A 17,195-nucleotide genomic window follows, 5' to 3' on the forward strand; every position below is an offset into this window, starting at 1 on the left:
AGTGATATTCTGCTCCTCAAATGATGTTATAAACATCAATATATGGAGTATTTTATGGCACGTAGACCAAGAAGAAATCATTCAAATGATTTTAAAGCTAAGGTAGCACTTGCTGCGATTAAAGCAGAAAAAACACTTGCTGAATTGAGTGCTGAGTTTGATGTTCATCAAAACCAAATTATTGACTGGAAAAATCAATTGATCTCAGCTTCCTCGCAAGCTTTCGATCAATCAAAAGCTCCAACAGAACCACCCATCGATCTAAAAAAACTACATGCAAAAATCGGTGAGCAGGCATTAGAAATTGATTTTTTAGAAGGTGTGTTGAAGAAACTGGGCCGCTTCAACCACAAAAGTTAATCGACGACTCACTTCAGATTTCAGTATCTAAGCAAGCTAAGCTGCTGAAAGTCTCCCGTGGTTGTTATTACTATCGCCCAAAACCTGTGAGTGCATCAGATCTGAAGCTGATGCGATGTATTGATGAATTACATATGCAATATCCTTTTGCAGGCAGTCGTATGATGCGTGATTTGTTGAATCGTCAAGGACATCATATAGGACGACGTCATACACGTACTTTAATGAAGAAAATGGGTATTCAGGCGTTATATTGCAAACCAAATTTAAGCCAGGCTAATCAAGCTCACCGTAAATATCCATATCTGCTCAAAGGATTGGCTATTCAGCGCAGTAATCAAGTGTGGTCTACGGATATAACGTATATCCCTATGGCAAAAGGCTTTGTTTATTTATGTGCTGTGATTGATTGGCATAGCCGCAAGGTACTTGCGCATAGAGTATCGATTAGTATGGAGGTGGATTTTTGTATTTCGGCTTTAAATGAAGCGATTGAAAAATATGGTCGACCTGAAATATTTAATACAGACCAAGGCAGCCAGTTTACCAGTGATGCATTTATTGATGTATTGAAATCAAATGGCATTCAAATCAGTATGGATGGTAAAGGTCGATGGGTAGATAATGTGATGGTTGAACGATTATGGCGGAGCGTTAAATATGAAGAGGTGTATCTCAAAGCTTATAGCAGTGTCACAGATGCGAAAAAGCAATTAAGTGCATATTTTGAGTTTTATAATTTGAAACGACCTCATTCGAGTCTAGACAAAATGACACCAAATGAGTTTTACTATGATCAGCTACCCCAACAAAACAAGGTGGCTTAACTAGAGCGGAATATCACTTATAAATACGCTTTTAGTTGTTCAAACAAGTGGGACCACCTCTCATCCACCTGCTAAATTTGAACGTGTATTTGCGAAAGCGCGTGAAAATGGTTTCTTGATTGTGGCACATGCAGGTGAAGAAGGCCCGCCAGAATATGTTTGGGAAGCTTTGGATTTACTTAAAGTAAACCGAATCGACCACGGTGTACGTTCTGAAGAAGATGAAGTGTTAATGCAGCGTTTAATTGCTGAAAAAATGCCGTTAACAGTGTGTCCCTTATCAAATCTAAAGCTTTGTGTTGTGCAAGATATGACGGAGCATAATATTCGTCGTTTGCTACAACAGGGTGTGCATGTCACAGTCAATTCAGATGATCCATCGTACTTCGGTGGTTATATGAATGATAACTTTATTGCTATTGCAGAAGCATTAGACTTAAGCAATGATGAGTTGAAGCAATTGGCTATAAACTCATTTGAAGCATCATTTATAGAAGATGCTGAAAAGCAACAATGGATTTCTAAAATTACATCTTTGGTGTAATTTTAGGTCACAAAAAAGGCAGCTTGGGCTGCCTTTTTATGCTTTTTCTTAATGGTTTTATTCAATTTATAGTTTGAAATGGGTATCAAGTGAAAACAAAATTTAAGTCGATGGTGCTTTTGATGAGCATGTTCTTTAGTGTGACATCTGTACAAGCAGCATCGCAAAGTCTGGCAGTTAAAATGCTAAAGCCAGTGATTGAGCGTCAATGTATAACAGAATTAAAGGACTCTAATGTTTGGAAGGCTTCAACATTTTTAATGACTGATCATAATAAAAAGCAATTTGAAGCAGAGGTATGTCAGTGTGTGGGGGAAAATGCTTTGAATGACGTGACTGTGAATGAAATTACACAGGCTTTGTTGAGTGAGGAGGCGAAAAATCAACTCATTCGTAAGGCAACACTCAATAGCATTAAAAGTTGTGTGATTAAAACTAAAAAATAACAGCACTTTGCCTGTTATTTTTTAGTTATAAACTATAGAGTGCTTGAAACGACTATTTAGTTTCTCGTTTATTTACCTTGTCTTATCATGCTCTTCAGTACATTGTCTTTATCAATGAAGTGGTGTTTGAGTGCAGCTAAAATATGGCCTGCTAATAACAAACCTGCCGCCCACGAAATATAAATATGTAAAGGTTTTACCACAGCTAAAAGTGCGGGATTGTCTTGTACAAGGCGAGGGATTTCAAATAAATACAATACTGGTGCGGGATGGCCTGCACTCCAACTGAATAAACAACCTGTAATTGGTAATGCAAGCAAAACGAAATACAAAGCTAAATGCCCGAAGTGAGCAAGTTTTTTCATACCGTTTGACATGCTATCTGGTAGCGCTGGTGCAGGATGGGTATAACGCCAAAATATACGGACAACGACTAAAAAGATCAGTGTAGTCGCAATATTTTTATGTAAGGTAATGACTTGGCCTTTAAAGCTTCCGTCATTGTCATAACTTAAAAAGTTGCCGCTATAGAAGCCAATAATCCAAGCGACAATGAAAATAATGGCCATGAGCCAATGCAGGACTTGAGCCGTACGTGTGTAATATTCTATGTTTTTATTCATATTGAGTTGCTGGGCAGTTGTGTGTTGAGTCAGTAGAAATGCTAATCGAGTTTGCTGATGCGCTCTATAGTTTAGATAGAACTCAGCGTTGATATACTGCAACGCTGAGTGGGATGACATAAATTGTGCATCTGTATTAAATTTTATAATTAGCAGTTTATTCACTGTGAAAATTTCGGCAAAATAGCGCATCTTTACACCAAAACAAAGGATAAATAGTGAAAAAATTACTAGCTGTACTTGCTCCCCTCGCTTTTGCTTTAACTGCATGTGCGACTGTAGATGGTACAACGGGCGCGGGCTCAACCACAGCAAGCACGGGTAATAGCTTAGCAATGATGGCGGTAAAAGTTGGTGTTCAAGCGAAATGTGTGGCTGAAATTAACAACAACACCTATTGGAAAACAGGCTCTAAATTATTGACCGAGAGCAAGAAGCAAGAGTTGGAAACAGAAGTGTGTTCTTGTGTAGGTGAGAAGGCAACAACAAGCGTGACTGCAACTGATCTTGTGGTTGCAGCAATGGATAAAACATCTCAAGCGACATTGGTGAATAAATTAGTAACAACAACATTAAATGCATGTGTTGTTGAAGTATTGAAAAACTAAGCACAATAAAATTGTGTCAAAAGGCGGTCGAATTCGGCCGCTTTTTATATTTGAGGAAAAAATATGCGTATTGCAGGTGCAGATGAGGCAGGTCGCGGTCCTTTAGTTGGTTCGGTGGTGGCCGCTGCAGTTATTCTAGATCCCAATAACCCAATTGAAGGTTTAAATGACTCTAAAAAGCTGACGGAAAAAAAGCGTGAAAAGCTTTTTGTGGAAATTAAAGAAAAGGCTTTGGCTTGGGCTATAGCTGAAGCTTCAGCAGCTGAAATTGATGAGATTAATATTTTACAGGCTTCGTTGCTTGCAATGCGACGTGCTGTAGAGCAATTAGAGATTCAGCCTGACCATTTGCTGGTAGATGGTAATAAAGTGCCACTGGGCTTAACCATGAGCTGTGATGCGATTGTTGGTGGTGATGCACTGCATGCTGAAATATCGGCAGCCAGTATTTTGGCGAAAGTAACACGTGATCATGACATGGTGGCATTAGATGCCAAATATCCTCAGTATGGTTTTGCTAAACATAAAGGTTATCCAACCAAGGCACATTTTGAGGCGATTGCTTTACATGGCGTGATTGATGAGCATCGTCGTAGCTTTGGGCCAGTGCGCAAGGTCATAGAGCAAATGCAAAACCAATAAGTATTATGGTTCAAGGTATTACAATGGATAGATAAATTTAAAGCGGCTCAAGAGCCGCTTTATATTCAAACCAGTTTTAATCTTAGCGATTAAAATTGTTCTGTGAAAAATTATCATCTTCAAAAGAAGGTTGATAATCTTGATCGAGATGCTGTAGGTGTTCGTGCATAGCGCGTTCATGTTGAATTCGTTGGTAAATTTCTTCACGATGAACAGAAACTTCTTTTGGAGCATTTACGCCAATGCGCACCTGATTGCCTTTAACACCAAGTACAGTCACACTGACTTGGTCCCCAATCATCAATGTTTCTCCGACACGTCGAGTCAGAATCAGCATGTTTATCTCCTTGCAAAACGCTAAACCTGCAATTGATCTAGAATGTAAAAACACAACCTGAAAAAGCAAAGAAAATATATCAGAAGTTGTAACCGTCATTGTTACGAATTTTATTCTGATTCTTTTCTTAATATCCTCACAGTTAATATAACAGAGCCACTATAAGAAAAACTATAGTGGCCCTGATTTTTTGTAATGTTTTTCAAATACTGTCTAACAATGACAATTTTTGACACATTAATTACGCACGAGCGCTTGATTCACCATGTTCACGGTCTAAACCGAAAGCAGTATGAAGAGAGCGTACAGCAAGCTCTAAGTAATTTTCTTCGATAATTACAGAGATTTTGATTTCAGAAGTAGAAATCATCAAGATGTTGATGCCTTCGTCAGCTAGGGCAGTAAACATTTTGCTTGCTACGCCAGCATGTGAACGCATGCCAACACCAACGATCGATACTTTTACGATGTCATCACGTGTTGCAACTTCACGAGCGCCAATTGCTTGAGCTGTTTCTTCAAGAATTTTTTTCGCTTTCGCAAGTTCGCCACGGTTAACTGTAAATGTGAAGTCAGTTGTACCATCTTCTTCAACATTTTGGATAATCATATCCACTTCAATGTTTGCATCGCCAATTGGCTTCAAGATTTTAGACGCAATACCTGGTTCATCAGGAACACCTAAAATCGTTAATTTAGCTTCGTCACGGTTAAATGCGATACCAGAGATAATTGGTTGTTCCATGTTGTCTTCCAATTCAGTCGTAATAAGTGTACCAACGTTCTTTTTGAACTCTTCATCAAATGCGCCGTCATCATCATTATCAAAGCTTGATAATACGCGTAGCGGAACTTGATATTTGCCTGCAAATTCTACAGAACGAATTTGTAGAACTTTAGAACCAAGAGATGCCATTTCTAGCATTTCTTCAAATGAAATGCGGTCAACTTTTTTCGCTTTTGGTGCAACACGAGGGTCAGTCGTATACACGCCATCTACATCTGTGTAGATTTGGCATTCGTCTGCTTTAAGTGCTGCGGCAATCGCTACACCTGAAGTGTCTGAGCCACCACGACCAAGTGTTGTTGTGTTGCCATTTGCATCAAAGCCTTGGAAACCAGCAACTACAATTACGCGACCAGCATCTAAATTTGAAGTTAACACATCAGTGTCAATCGATTCGATACGTGCCTTGGTAAAAGCGCTGTCAGTCTTAATGCCGACTTGACGGCCTGTTAGTGATGTTGCTGCAACGCCAATAGAATTGAGCGCCATTGCTAACATAGAAATCGTTACCTGTTCACCTGTAGACACCATTTGGTCTAATTCACGTGGATCAGGGGTTTCGGTAATGGCTTTCGCTAAAGCAAGTAGGCGATTGGTTTCGCCACTCATTGCAGAAACAACCACCACAACTTGGTGACCGTGATCATGCCAACGCTTTACACGACGAGCAACATTTAAAATGCGCTCAGGAGTACCCATTGAGGTACCACCATATTTTTGAACGATTAATGCCATAACTATCCTTACCAAGTATATAAGCCGCAAGGCTTAAAGCACTTTTACATATTTAAAGCCGTCCTTTCGGGGCGGCTTTAATATACCACGCATGTTTAAATAACTGTTTTCACGGTTATTTAAGAGAATGCATTTTTGTCCGCAAGTGGGCAGAGTGCTTTCTCGTGGACTCCATCATTTTTATCACGTTAGAACTTATGCATCATTAAAAAATCCACATGAGTCTGACGTTTGTTTGGTTTTTATACAAAAGTTGATCAAAATTGCTTGATCAACTTTTAATATTTGCTCTTATTTTGCAGCTAACCATGCTACAAGGTCGCTCATTACAGCTTCGAGTTTGTCGCTATAAGGCGCACCACCTTGAGCCATATCTGGTTTACCACCACCTTTACCACCTAGCTCTTGGCCAAGGTGTTTGATGATGTCACCCGCTTTAACAGTTGCTGTAAATTCTTTAGCAACTGAAGCAATTAAGCTCACTTTATCGGCATCAATTGCTGCAATTACAATCACTGCATTATCTAGCTTAGATTTCACGCCGTCATGTAAGTTACGAAGCGATTTCGCATCTACATTTTGAACAGTGGTAATTAAAGTTTGACGACCTGCGATGTCTTGAACTTGACTCAAAAGCTCAGCAGCTTGGAAGCTTGCTAATTTTTGGTTCAATTGTTCAATTTGCTTTTGCAGGCTAGATGCGGTGTGAGACAAAGCTTCAACTTTTTCTAAGGTTTGATCTTTTTGCGCTTTAAGCAAATCGTTAATTGCGTGAATATCACGTTCTGCTTTTTGAGCAACTTGAATTGCTTTAGTGCCTGTAACTGCCTCAATACGACGTACACCTGCTGCTACACCACCTTCAGAAGTGATTTTGAACAAACCGATGTCGCCAGTACGCTTAACGTGGATACCGCCACACAATTCGATTGAGAAGTTTTTCTCTTCAATGATTGAACCCATTGAAAGTACACGAACTTCTTCACCGTATTTTTCACCAAACAACATCATCGCGCCTTTTGCTTTCGCAGATTCGATGTCTAGAAGTTCAGTAGAAACAGCAGTGTTAGCAATCACTTCGGCATTTACAAGACGTTCAATTTCTTGAAGCTGTTCAAATGAAACAGGTTGGTCGTTGGCAAAGTCGAAACGTAAAATGTCAGACGCAACCAATGAGCCTTTTTGTTGTACGTGAGTACCCAAGATTTGACGTAATGCAGCATGTAGAAGGTGAGTTGCAGAGTGGTTACGCGCAGTAGCTGCACGAATGTCTGCTTTTACAGTTGCTTCAACATTTTGAGTAACTTTCAAGTTACCCATCGTCACAATACCTTGGTGTACGAATGCGCCACCAGATTTTTTCGTATCTTGAACTTCGAAAATACCTGTATCGTTTTTGAAGATACCTGTATCACCGATTTGACCGCCACTTTCTGCATAGAAAGGTGTTTGGTTTAATACGATTAAAGCTTCGTCGCCTTCAACCACTTCATCAACTTGCTCACCATCTTTGTAGATTGCGATGATTTGACCTTCACCCGCAGTTGCATCGTAACCGTCGAATTGAGTTTCACCTTCAACTTTAACAACAGCGTTGTAGTCGATTGCAAATTTACCTGCATCACGTGCACGTTGACGTTGCGCAGCCATTTCAACTTCAAAACCAGCTTCGTCAATCATTAATTCACGTTCACGTGCAATGTCAGCAGTTAAGTCAGTTGGGAAACCATAAGTATCGTAAAGTTTAAATACCACTTCACCAGGAATTACAGAACCTTTTAGTTGTGCCAATTCGCCTTCAAGCAATTTCAAACCTTGCTCTAAAGTTTTCGCGAATTGTTCCTCTTCTTTCAAGAGCTGTGCTTCGATACGCGCTTGCTGTGCAGCAAGTTCAGGGTAAGCAGCACCCATCACTTCAATAAGTGGCTTCAACATTTTGTGGAAGAATGAACCTGTTGCGCCAAGCTTGTTACCATGACGTACTGCACGACGGATAATACGGCGTAGTACATAGCCACGGCCTTCATTAGAAGGGTTTACGCCATCAGCAATTAGGAATGAGCATGAACGTGCATGGTCAGCTACAACTTTTAAAGACGCTGGGTATTCAACAGGTTTACCTTCAGCTTGAGCTTTTGCTTCAAGCTCAGTGGTATCTAAACCAATGATTTCAGCCGCAGCTTTAAGCAAGTGTTGGAATAGGTCGATTTCGTAGTTTGAGTTTACGTGCTGTAAAACTGCAGAAATACGTTCTAAGCCCATACCTGTATCTACAGAAGGTGCAGGAAGAGGGTGGAGTACGCCGTCAGCAGTACGGTTGAACTGCATGAATACGTTGTTCCAAATTTCAATGAAACGGTCGCCATCTTCTTCAGGCGTGCCTGGTAGGCCGCCCCAGATGTGGTCGCCATGGTCAAAGAAGATTTCAGAACATGGACCGCAAGGGCCAGTGTCGCCCATTGCCCAGAAGTTATCTGATGCGTATTGACCGCCTTTGTTGTCACCAATACGGATAATACGAGATGCATCTAGACCAATTTCTTTGTTCCAGATATCAAAAGCTTCATCATCTGTGTGATAAACAGTGGCATAAAGTTTGTCTTTTGGAAGACCTAACCATTTTTCGTTGGTTAAGAAATCCCATGCAAATGTGATCGCATCACGTTTGAAGTAATCGCCGAAAGAGAAGTTACCTAACATTTCAAAGAATGTGTGGTGACGTGCTGTATAACCAACGTTGTCTAAGTCGTTGTGTTTGCCGCCTGCGCGTACACATTTTTGTGAAGAAGTTGCACGAACGTAGTCACGTTTTTCAAGACCAAGGAAGCAGTCTTTAAACTGGTTCATACCTGCGTTTGTGAACAATAATGTTGGGTCGTTGGCAGGTACCAGAGAACTCGACGCGACACGTGTATGCCCTTGCGATTCAAAATAGCTTAAAAAAGCTTCGCGAATTTCAGCTGATGTCATAAAACGAGTACTCACAACCAAGTCTCTCCTAATTTCGATTTGGTAATAGCATATCAAGCAAGTCTTACAAAAATTTAAAGCTGGCTTGAGATGCTGACATAAAATTTAAAAACGCTAAATTATAACGGAAAAAGGTGTGGTGACCAATGATTTTCGGCTATCTCTATGACTTTTTATACAATTCAAAGGGAATCATGCATTTCTCTGAAAATTGTCGAATTTTTGCTTTATTTTTATTTTAGATTGTTTTGTGTTTTCAGCTGGATTTTGCTTCGTTATGGAATGACTTTTCAGTATTGAGTTAATGTTTATTTTGCCAGCTAAATTTGAAGTGATATTTAAAATATTCCAAGCTGTTTTTGAAATCTATTGGATGGAATTCCTTATTTGGTGAGGTTAAATACGTAGTAAATTTAATGTTGATGAATTTTAAGCGTTTTTAGGAAATTACCCAGCCGTTTGAATAGATTTGACTTCAAGTTAAGGAGTCTTTTTCATCATTGAGATGTTTGATGTAAAAATAAAAAAATGCCCAATAACTAATAAAAGAATTAATGATAACTATTGTGGGTTGAAATCAATTAACATAGAGGTGCTTTAAGGTAACAGTTTCATATTACAAGGTTTGAGTCATGCAACGAGTGGCAATTAATGGATTTGGTCGAATTGGGCGTAATGTGTTACGTGCTTGGTTTGAAAATCCAAAGCACTTTAATTTTGAAGTTGTAGCCATCAATGATGTTGCAGACATAGAAACCTTGGTGCATTTATTTAAATACGATACAACACATGGTCGCTTTCAGGGGCTAGTGAGTGTTGAACAACACGAATACCATCATTATTTAAATATTCAGTCTGCGACGCAAACTTTGCGCGTGGAAGTACTCAATCAAGCTCATCCTTATGATTTGCCATGGCAAAATTTAGATATTGATGTGGTGCTTGAGTGCACAGGTTTATTTCGCTCACGTGAAGCGGCTACACAACATATTACTGCTGGGGCAAAGCGTGTCATTATTGGTGCGGCACCGTTTGATACCGTAGATGCGGCCATTGTATATGGTGTGAATCACCAAGATGTAAAAGATACCGATCAGATTATTTCCAGTGTGTCTTGTACCACCCAAGCATTGGTGCCTTTGGTTAAAATTATTGATGATGCGTTTGGTATAGATACTGCGATGATGACTGAAATTCACGCAGTCACAGCGGATCAATCAGTTTTGGATCATGCACATCGTGATTTACGTCGTGCTCGTGCATCAGGTCAAAATATTATTCCCACTACATCATCTGCATTAGGCGCTTTAAAGCAGGTGTTGCCTAAAATGGCCGATCGAATTAATGGATATTCAATTCGTGTACCCACTATTAATGTGGCAGCCATAGATCTTACGTTTATTTCGCAAACAGAAATTAATGTAGCACAGGTGAATCAGGTTTTAACGGAAGCTGCGCATAGCCGTTATGCTGAAATTATGCAGGTAACCGATGAGCCATTGGTGTCGAGTGATTTTAATCACTCTCCATACTCTTTAATTGTGGATTTAACCCAAACTATGGTGGTGGGTAAGCAAGCAAAAGTCTTTGCGTGGTACGACAATGAATGGGGTTATGCCAACCGCTTATTAGATTTATGTGAGTCTTTTACCGTCTAATGCTTTTAAAACAGCTCAGGATTATACGGTACTAACCATAAGATTACTTTTGAACATCATTTGTGCAGCGGTTTTTGTTATTTCTAAGCCTTATTTCTTGTGCTTGTTTGATCGATTTTTTAAAAGCTGTGCGTGCTGGTTGATGGGTGAGCATATTGGCTAAAGCCGATATTTAATTTTGCTGGCTTCAACATCATTTACTTTCGAATGTGTTTTAAAGGCATTCAAATAATTAAAAAGATGAAATGACGTGAAAAGTAGATGTATTTTATAGAATTAAGCATTCATTTAACTCGAATTTGGTTAAGATAGAATGGAATTAAATATATAAGTAGAGTTTGCACATGATTATTTTGTGGGGATTTGTTTTTTTGCTGTCTATGGCGGTAATTTTTTTAACATGGATGCAATTTAAAAACCAAGGGGATGAAGTTTTTAAGCAGTCTGAGCACGTGCAACTGGATCAGAAAGTTGTAAATCTTGAGCAGAATTTGAAAAAAACTTTAGAAATTATGCAAGATTTAGCAAAAAAAATGCATACCCAACAAGAGGTTTTAGATCAAACCACACATAAATTACAGCAAGTCGAATTACAAAATGCCGAATTGGTAACCTTGCTGGCAAAAGTAGTTATTCCTAAAGAATAAAGCTTTATTGCTATTGGTTAAGAGAATATCTTTAAATGATGTGAATAAAGCTCGGTGCATATCGAATATATGCATTGAGCTTTTTTAATTCAAAAGAATGAATAGGAAGTGCTGAATACATTGTTTAGCTGAGTGCCATACGTAAAAAAGCCGCAGTACTCATACTAATGATGACAGTTGGCAGTAGTGACAAGCGAGATGCTGCAATTAATGTCACTACGATTGCAATCATGTCCGCAGGATTATCACGTACAAAATAAGGTGCAATCACTGAAATGAGCACACAGCCAGGTACGACTTCTAAGATTTGTTTTTGCTTTGTGCTCAGCGTTTTATTTTTTAATAAAACATAACCCAATATACGGGTTAAATAGGTTGTGATCGCGACAAAAAGAATGGCAATAAGGGTGGCTGTGTGAATCATGCATCATCTCCAACAAAGTAAAAAGCTGAAGCAATGCCACAAATTGCACCGACAGGGACATACCAGCCTGTAGGTAAATATAAATAAGCTAAAGCAGCTGTAATTAAACTCACCAACCATGGACGTGCCGCAGTCATTCCTTTCCACATACTGCGTAGCAAGATTAAAAATACCGCTGGGAATGCCATATCAAAGCCGAAACGACTAATATCACCTAAGATAGGTCCAATCATGGCACCCAATGTAGTAAAGCCGACCCACATAAGGTACAGCGCTGTACAAATGCCCGCATAAAACATCATGCTAAATGCAGAGGGGGCTAAAATTCCTTGTTTCTTTTGTGCATCGGCTAAACCAACAGCCCAGCTTTCATCACACATAAAAAATAATGCGGTATAAACCGTTTTATTGGGTAAATGACGTAAAAAGGGCACTAAGCTTGCACCCATAAGTAGGTGGCGACTATTCACCAAAAAGGTAATAAAAATCAACATAAGAATGTTGGGTGGATTGGTCCAGACTTCTAAAATGGCAAACTCGGACCCACCTGCAAAATTAAGACCTGTGAGCAGTGGAACTTCTATTGCAGAAAAACCTTTTTGCGTCGCTTGAGCACCTAAAACCAAAGCAAATGGAATAATACCCAGCAGTAGTGGTAGAGACACTTTGAGACCACGTTTAAATTCTGTTGCTTGAACTTGTGTGTTGGGTGTATGTGTTGAGCTGCTACGAAGGCTGTACATGTTGGGCATTAAACTGCAAATAGAAAATCTATTTTATTCTGTCTATGTTGGCATTTGTGATTGAAATTGGGGTTATGTTTTGCCTTAACGCAATTTTATTGCTAATTTTATCTTAAATGAGATATTAAGTGCTTTAATTATGGATCAATTAGACAAACGGATTTTGCAAGTATTGCAACATCAAGGGAAGCTACAAAATAATGAGCTGGCCCAGCAGGTGGGGTTGTCTGCATCACCGTGTTTACGTCGGGTTAAACAGTTGGAAGATGAGGGTTATATCGAAAAATATGTTGCCTTGTTAAATCCACAAAAATTAAATTTAGGATTAACAGTCTTTGCACGGATTTGGTTGAAAGGATAAGATGCCAATACAGTAAATAGTTTTGTAGAGGCAATACAAGATTTGCAAGAGGTGGTTGAATGTCAATTAATGGCAGGCGATTGTGACTTCTTTTTAAGAATAGTTGTGGCAGATTTGGATGCATATCGACGTTTTCAGGTTGAGCATTTAAACAAAATTATCAGCATACAGAGTGTGAAAACAGAAATACCATTACAGCGAATTAAGCAAACCACGGCATTACCACTATAGTATTTAGTTTTTGGTGCGTTATTCTTAGGTGTTAATAGCGCTTGGATGTGTAAATTATGCGCAGGTAGTTTGCTATTTCCTTCATAAAAATACTTTATATAATCAGTTCTTAAGAAAATATAACGATAGATTTCATACAAGCGTGTTTATTTGCACATGATTTATGAAAAAGTCATGTGCACAAGCTAAGTGATCGTGCTAGACTAGGAGAAATCGGGTGTGCTCCCGATTTTTTTATGCGGATTTGTTCCGCGCTGACAAGAATTTAGGTTTACAACATGCCCATTTCAGAGACATGGTTATTACCTGATGGTGTAGCTGATGTACTGCCAAAACAGGCGCAAGTGATTGAATCTTTGCGTCGTGAAGCATTAGATTTCCTCGCATCTCGAGGTTATCAGTTGGTGTACACGCCATTCATTGAATACATCGAATCTCTATCTTCTCTTTCAGAATCGAATCAAGATTTAGACTTAGCCACTTTTAAAGTGATCGACCAACTTTCAGGTCGTTTGCTTGGTGTGCGTGCCGATATGACACCACAAGTGGCTCGTATTGATGCGCATGTACATCCTGTCGAAGGTGTAGCTCGTTATTGCTACGCTGGTACAGTACTACATACTAAGCCACAGGGTTTTAATACCACGCGTGCACCTTTACAGTTAGGTGCGGAATTATTTGGTTCAGACAGCATTGATGCTGACGTTGAGCTGATTGATGTCATGATCAACTTGCTTGAAAAAGCCGGTCATGCAGATGGTATTCATCTTGATTTAGGGCATGTCGGTTTATTCCGTAGCATGGTGAAACAAGCAGGCTTGAGCAAAGCGCTTGAACGCCAATTGTCTGACTTATATCAACGCAAAGCTTTGCCTGAACTTGCTGAATTCACACAAACTATTCCGTTTGGTGCAGACTTTTATACATTAGGTCGTTTTGCAAGTGATTTAGATGCACTGCAAGCTAATTTAACGCCTGAAGTATTAGCGAACGAAGCATTTAAACTTGCTTTTGATGCTGTGAAGTCGACTCAAGCAGCAATTCAAGCACGTTGGCCAGCGCTAGATATTGGTATTGATGTGGTTGAACTTCGTTCATATCACTATCACACTGGTTTAATGTATGCAGTATATGCACCAAACCGTGCTGCACCACTGGCTCAAGGTGGTCGCTATGATGGTATTGGTGAGCACTTTGGTCGTGCACGTCCAGCAACGGGTTTCTCTTGTGACTTATATGCTTTAACAGCTGGTCAAGTTCAGAGCACTCAAGTTTTGGTTGCACCTAAAGGCATTGAAGCAGATTTATTAAAGGCAATTGATTCAGCACGTAACGAAGGGTTTAGTGTGGTTCAATTGCTAGGTAATGATGATTTAAATTCAATTTCATCTGCGACACACCAATTGGTGCGCGCAAATGACGAATGGACAATCAAACAAATTTAACCGCGGATGTGCCTGCGGGCACACACGCTATTTCCAATTTTAACAGCATGATGCAATGAGGCTATTATGGGCAAGAATGTTGTGGTACTTGGTACCCAATGGGGCGACGAAGGTAAAGGTAAGATCGTCGACCTGCTCACAGATCAAGCGGCTGCGGTAGTTCGCTATCAAGGCGGACACAACGCAGGTCACACTCTAGTTGTAGGTGGTAAGAAAACTGTATTACACCTCATTCCATCTGGTATTTTACGTGAAAACGTACTGTGCTTAATTGGTAACGGTGTTGTACTTTCACCTGAAGCACTTATCAAAGAGATGGATATCCTTGAGAAAGAAGGCGTGCCTGTACGTGAACGTCTACGTATTTCTCCAAACTGTCCATTGATTCTTCCACATCACATTGCTCTTGACCAAGCACGTGAAATTAAACGTGGTAATGCGAAAATTGGTACGACTGGTCGTGGTATCGGTCCAGCATACGAAGATAAAGTTGCTCGTCGCGCAATCCGTGTTGCTGACTTGGTACGTGGTGGTGAACATCTTAAAGCTCAACTAGAAGAGCTTCTTGAGTACCATAACTTCCAATTGACTCAATTCTTCGGTGTTGAAGCAGTTAAAGTTGAAGATGTGATTGCACTATGCGACGAATGGCGCAAAGTAATCGAGCCTATGGTAATGGACGTGACTGGTGAACTTCACGCATACCGTAAAGCTGGTAAAAAAATCATGTTTGAAGGTGCGCAAGGCTCACTTCTTGACGTTGACCATGGTACATATCCGTATGTTACTTCTTCAAACACCACTGCTGGTGGCGTAAGCTCAGGTTCAGGTCTTGGTCCATTACACCTTGACTATGTATTGGGTATTACGAAAGCATACACAACTCGTGTAGGTGCTGGTCCGTTCCCAACTGAACTTGTTTATGATGCTGCTAACGATGTTGGTGATGCAATCGGTAAACACTTAGGTACAGTGGGTTCTGAATTTGGTGCGTCTACTGGCCGTCAACGTCGTTGTGGTTGGTTCGATGCTGAAATTCTACGTCGTTCAGTAGAAGTAAACTCACTTTCTGGTATTTGCTTAACTAAACTAGACGTTCTAGATGGTTTAGAAGAAGTGAAAATCTGTGTAGGTTACGAAGCAGCTGATTCTGGTTGTGTAGGTTCTTCTGATGCGCTTGCATTTGAAACTTTAAAACCTATTTACGAAACTATGCCAGGTTGGTCTGAGTCTACTTTCGGTGCTAAATCGATTGAGCAATTACCACAAGCGGCAATTAACTATGTTAAACGTCTTGAGCAATTGATCGAATGTCCAATCGACATTATTTCAACTGGTCCAGACCGTGAAGAAACAATCGTTCTTCGCCATCCATTTGATGCTTAATTTGCATTTTTAAATGGAATAAAAAAGCCCTACATGCGTAGGGCTTTTTTTTGCCTTCATATTCAATAACTAAATGATTGTATTTTATTCATAAATGATTTATAGTTGGCACTTATAAATAAAAATGTCAAATAAGACATAATTTATAATAATTAATTATTTTTGGTGAAAAAATGTTGAATAATAAAAGTTTACTGGGGCTTGGCCTGATCCTAAGTCTGTCTGGTTGTACAACTGTTGCTGAATTAACAGGAAATGACTCTGCTACTTTAAATTTAAATGCCGCGCAAGATTATCAGCTGATTGTCGAAGATGCGAAAGCGCAAAAAGCTTTAGATACAACATCTGCAACGTATAAGCGCATCAATACCATATTTTTAAAAATGAAGCCTTTTGCCGATCAGGTGAATCAAACAGGCCAGCAGTTTGATTGGAAATTGAGTGTATTAAAGTCAGATGAGCTAAATGCTTTTGTAATGCCAGGTGGTAAGGTCGTATTTTATTCTGGACTTGTGACTAAATTAAAATTAACAGATTCAGAAATTGCAGCTGTAATGGGGCATGAAATGACACATGCACTTGAAGAACATTCAAAGCGTGCAGCAGGCGCAACAGCCATTACGGATTTAGCAGTGAAAGCTGGAAAGGCTTATGCTGGCGATAAACTTGGTAGTACTGGATCGCAAGCTTTAGATATTGGGAGTAAATATGGTGTGGGATTGCCATACTCACGTAATTTAGAATCAAAAGCTGATCGTGGTGGATTAATGTTGATGGCTAAAGCAGGCTATAACCCAGATGCGGCGATTACAGTATGGGAAAAAATGAATAAAATGGATGGGGGTAGCACGAATGGTGCACAGAAGTTTACCTCAACACATCCATCAAATAATGACCGTATTGCTGATTTGAAAAAAAGCTTAGCTGAGGCAAAACAATTTTATACCGCAAGTGCAAAGCCTTAATACGGATTTAAATAAAGATTAAATTGAAGATTCAAAAAAGGGATGCTTAGGCATTCCTTTTTTTGCCGACTAAAGTTGACTATGTTGTAGCGCAAATTCACGTTAAAAAATACCACAAAGTAAAATGAATAAAGATGCTATGACCTTACAACCTAATATTGCCAAAACAATTTTGTATTCGTTATTGTTTGCAATGGGTGGTGCTCCCACCATCGCAATGCTGATTATTCAGGGGCAAAGCTATCATCCAGATATCTTTTATCAGGCTTTTGTGGGGTTGTCTGTAATGATTGCCTGCGTTTTAGCACCTGTGATTCTGATTCAAAATGCATACTTATTGTTTAAACGTAATGATGAGGCATTAGATCTTAAAATTAAGCCGTTAATGAAAGCTTATTTTGTTTTAAATATCGCTTGTTTGTTGTATTGGCTCTATATGCAGTTTATTGGCTAAAG

General features: G+C 39.5%; 16 protein-coding genes and 2 pseudogenes. 12 read left to right on the forward strand and 6 right to left on the reverse strand.

Annotation, left to right across the window (positions count from 1 at the left end; translation table 11 throughout):
* Nucleotides 1–54 precede the first annotated feature (54 nt).
* The 3 genes and pseudogenes from C9E88_RS06195 to C9E88_RS06205 all read left to right on the forward strand — a co-directional run bounded on the left by C9E88_RS06195 (nt 55) and on the right by C9E88_RS06205 (nt 2,177).
* A protein-coding gene (locus C9E88_RS06195; protein WP_223155595.1) for an IS3-like element ISAba14 family transposase occupies nt 55–1,187 on the forward strand; the annotation gives its coding sequence in 2 pieces (ribosomal slippage) (nt 55–307 and nt 307–1,187; 1,134 coding nt in all).
* A gap of 46 nt (nt 1,188–1,233) precedes the next feature.
* Nucleotides 1,234–1,731 (forward strand): annotated as a pseudogene (locus tag C9E88_RS06200) (adenosine deaminase family protein); the annotation flags it as partial.
* An 89-nt stretch (nt 1,732–1,820) separates the two neighbouring features.
* Nucleotides 1,821–2,177: a hypothetical protein gene (locus C9E88_RS06205; RefSeq protein WP_130125662.1), complete on the forward strand. Its 357-nt coding sequence runs from the start codon at nt 1,821–1,823 to the stop codon at nt 2,175–2,177.
* A gap of 68 nt (nt 2,178–2,245) precedes the next feature.
* Here C9E88_RS06205 and C9E88_RS06210 read toward each other — a convergent pair whose 3' ends face one another.
* Entirely contained in the window at nt 2,246–2,800 is a 555-nt protein-coding gene (locus C9E88_RS06210) for a cytochrome b (RefSeq protein WP_106986380.1), read from the reverse strand.
* A 218-nt stretch (nt 2,801–3,018) separates the two neighbouring features.
* Here C9E88_RS06210 and C9E88_RS06215 point away from each other — a divergent pair, with 218 nt between their 5' ends.
* Together C9E88_RS06215 and rnhB are read left to right on the forward strand one after the other, a co-directional pair.
* Nucleotides 3,019–3,408 (forward strand): hypothetical protein, encoded by a 390-nt coding sequence (locus tag C9E88_RS06215; protein ID WP_106986351.1) that lies wholly within the window; start codon nt 3,019–3,021, stop codon nt 3,406–3,408.
* Nucleotides 3,409–3,471: 63 nt separating this feature from the next.
* Nucleotides 3,472–4,050: a ribonuclease HII gene (gene rnhB, locus C9E88_RS06220; protein WP_106986352.1), complete on the forward strand. Its 579-nt coding sequence runs from the start codon at nt 3,472–3,474 to the stop codon at nt 4,048–4,050.
* Nucleotides 4,051–4,132: 82 nt separating this feature from the next.
* On the opposite strand, the gene csrA is transcribed toward rnhB, so the two are convergent.
* The 3 genes from csrA to alaS form a co-directional block, all read right to left on the reverse strand.
* Nucleotides 4,133–4,387 (reverse strand): carbon storage regulator CsrA, encoded by a 255-nt coding sequence (gene csrA, locus C9E88_RS06225; RefSeq protein ID WP_004989721.1) that lies wholly within the window; start codon nt 4,385–4,387, stop codon nt 4,133–4,135.
* Between the two features lie 241 nt (nt 4,388–4,628).
* Entirely contained in the window at nt 4,629–5,909 is a 1,281-nt protein-coding gene (locus C9E88_RS06230; protein WP_106986353.1) for an aspartate kinase, read from the reverse strand.
* 291 nt (nt 5,910–6,200) lie between these two features.
* Nucleotides 6,201–8,894, reverse strand: a complete 2,694-nt coding sequence (gene alaS / locus C9E88_RS06235; protein ID WP_171501781.1) for an alanine--tRNA ligase — start codon at nt 8,892–8,894, stop codon at nt 6,201–6,203.
* Nucleotides 8,895–9,511: 617 nt separating this feature from the next.
* Here alaS and gap point away from each other — a divergent pair.
* Complete coding sequence (gene gap, locus C9E88_RS06240) at nt 9,512–10,537, forward strand: type I glyceraldehyde-3-phosphate dehydrogenase (RefSeq protein WP_106986355.1); 1,026 nt, start codon at nt 9,512–9,514, stop codon at nt 10,535–10,537.
* 344 nt (nt 10,538–10,881) lie between these two features.
* Nucleotides 10,882–11,184, forward strand: a complete 303-nt coding sequence (locus tag C9E88_RS06245; RefSeq protein WP_106986356.1) for a hypothetical protein — start codon at nt 10,882–10,884, stop codon at nt 11,182–11,184.
* Nucleotides 11,185–11,308: 124 nt separating this feature from the next.
* Here C9E88_RS06245 and C9E88_RS06250 read toward each other — a convergent pair whose 3' ends face one another.
* Nucleotides 11,309–11,608, reverse strand: coding sequence for an AzlD family protein (locus C9E88_RS06250; RefSeq protein ID WP_106986357.1), 300 nt, complete (start codon nt 11,606–11,608; stop codon nt 11,309–11,311).
* Complete coding sequence (locus C9E88_RS06255) at nt 11,605–12,351, reverse strand: AzlC family ABC transporter permease (protein ID WP_106986381.1); 747 nt, start codon at nt 12,349–12,351, stop codon at nt 11,605–11,607. The genes C9E88_RS06250 and C9E88_RS06255 overlap by 4 nt, the downstream gene beginning before the upstream one ends.
* Before the next feature lie 139 nt (nt 12,352–12,490).
* On the opposite strand from C9E88_RS06255, the pseudogene C9E88_RS06260 reads away from it, so the two are divergent.
* From C9E88_RS06260 to C9E88_RS06280, 5 genes and pseudogenes are all read left to right on the forward strand, one after another.
* Nucleotides 12,491–12,943, forward strand: a pseudogene (locus C9E88_RS06260) (Lrp/AsnC family transcriptional regulator).
* A gap of 278 nt (nt 12,944–13,221) precedes the next feature.
* Nucleotides 13,222–14,388, forward strand: coding sequence for an ATP phosphoribosyltransferase regulatory subunit (locus tag C9E88_RS06265; RefSeq protein ID WP_106986358.1), 1,167 nt, complete (start codon nt 13,222–13,224; stop codon nt 14,386–14,388).
* A gap of 66 nt (nt 14,389–14,454) precedes the next feature.
* Nucleotides 14,455–15,774 carry an adenylosuccinate synthase gene (locus C9E88_RS06270; protein WP_106986359.1) on the forward strand — a complete coding sequence of 440 codons (1,320 nt, stop codon included), beginning with the start codon at nt 14,455–14,457 and terminating at the stop codon, nt 15,772–15,774.
* A gap of 173 nt (nt 15,775–15,947) precedes the next feature.
* Complete coding sequence (locus tag C9E88_RS06275) at nt 15,948–16,739, forward strand: M48 family metallopeptidase (protein WP_106986360.1); 792 nt, start codon at nt 15,948–15,950, stop codon at nt 16,737–16,739.
* A gap of 139 nt (nt 16,740–16,878) precedes the next feature.
* Nucleotides 16,879–17,193: a hypothetical protein gene (locus C9E88_RS06280; RefSeq protein ID WP_106986382.1), complete on the forward strand. Its 315-nt coding sequence runs from the start codon at nt 16,879–16,881 to the stop codon at nt 17,191–17,193.
* Nucleotides 17,194–17,195: the final 2 nt, after the last annotated feature.

Origin of the sequence: Acinetobacter cumulans, assembly GCF_003024525.3 — a bacterium.
Classification (GTDB): domain Bacteria; phylum Pseudomonadota; class Gammaproteobacteria; order Pseudomonadales; family Moraxellaceae; genus Acinetobacter; species Acinetobacter cumulans.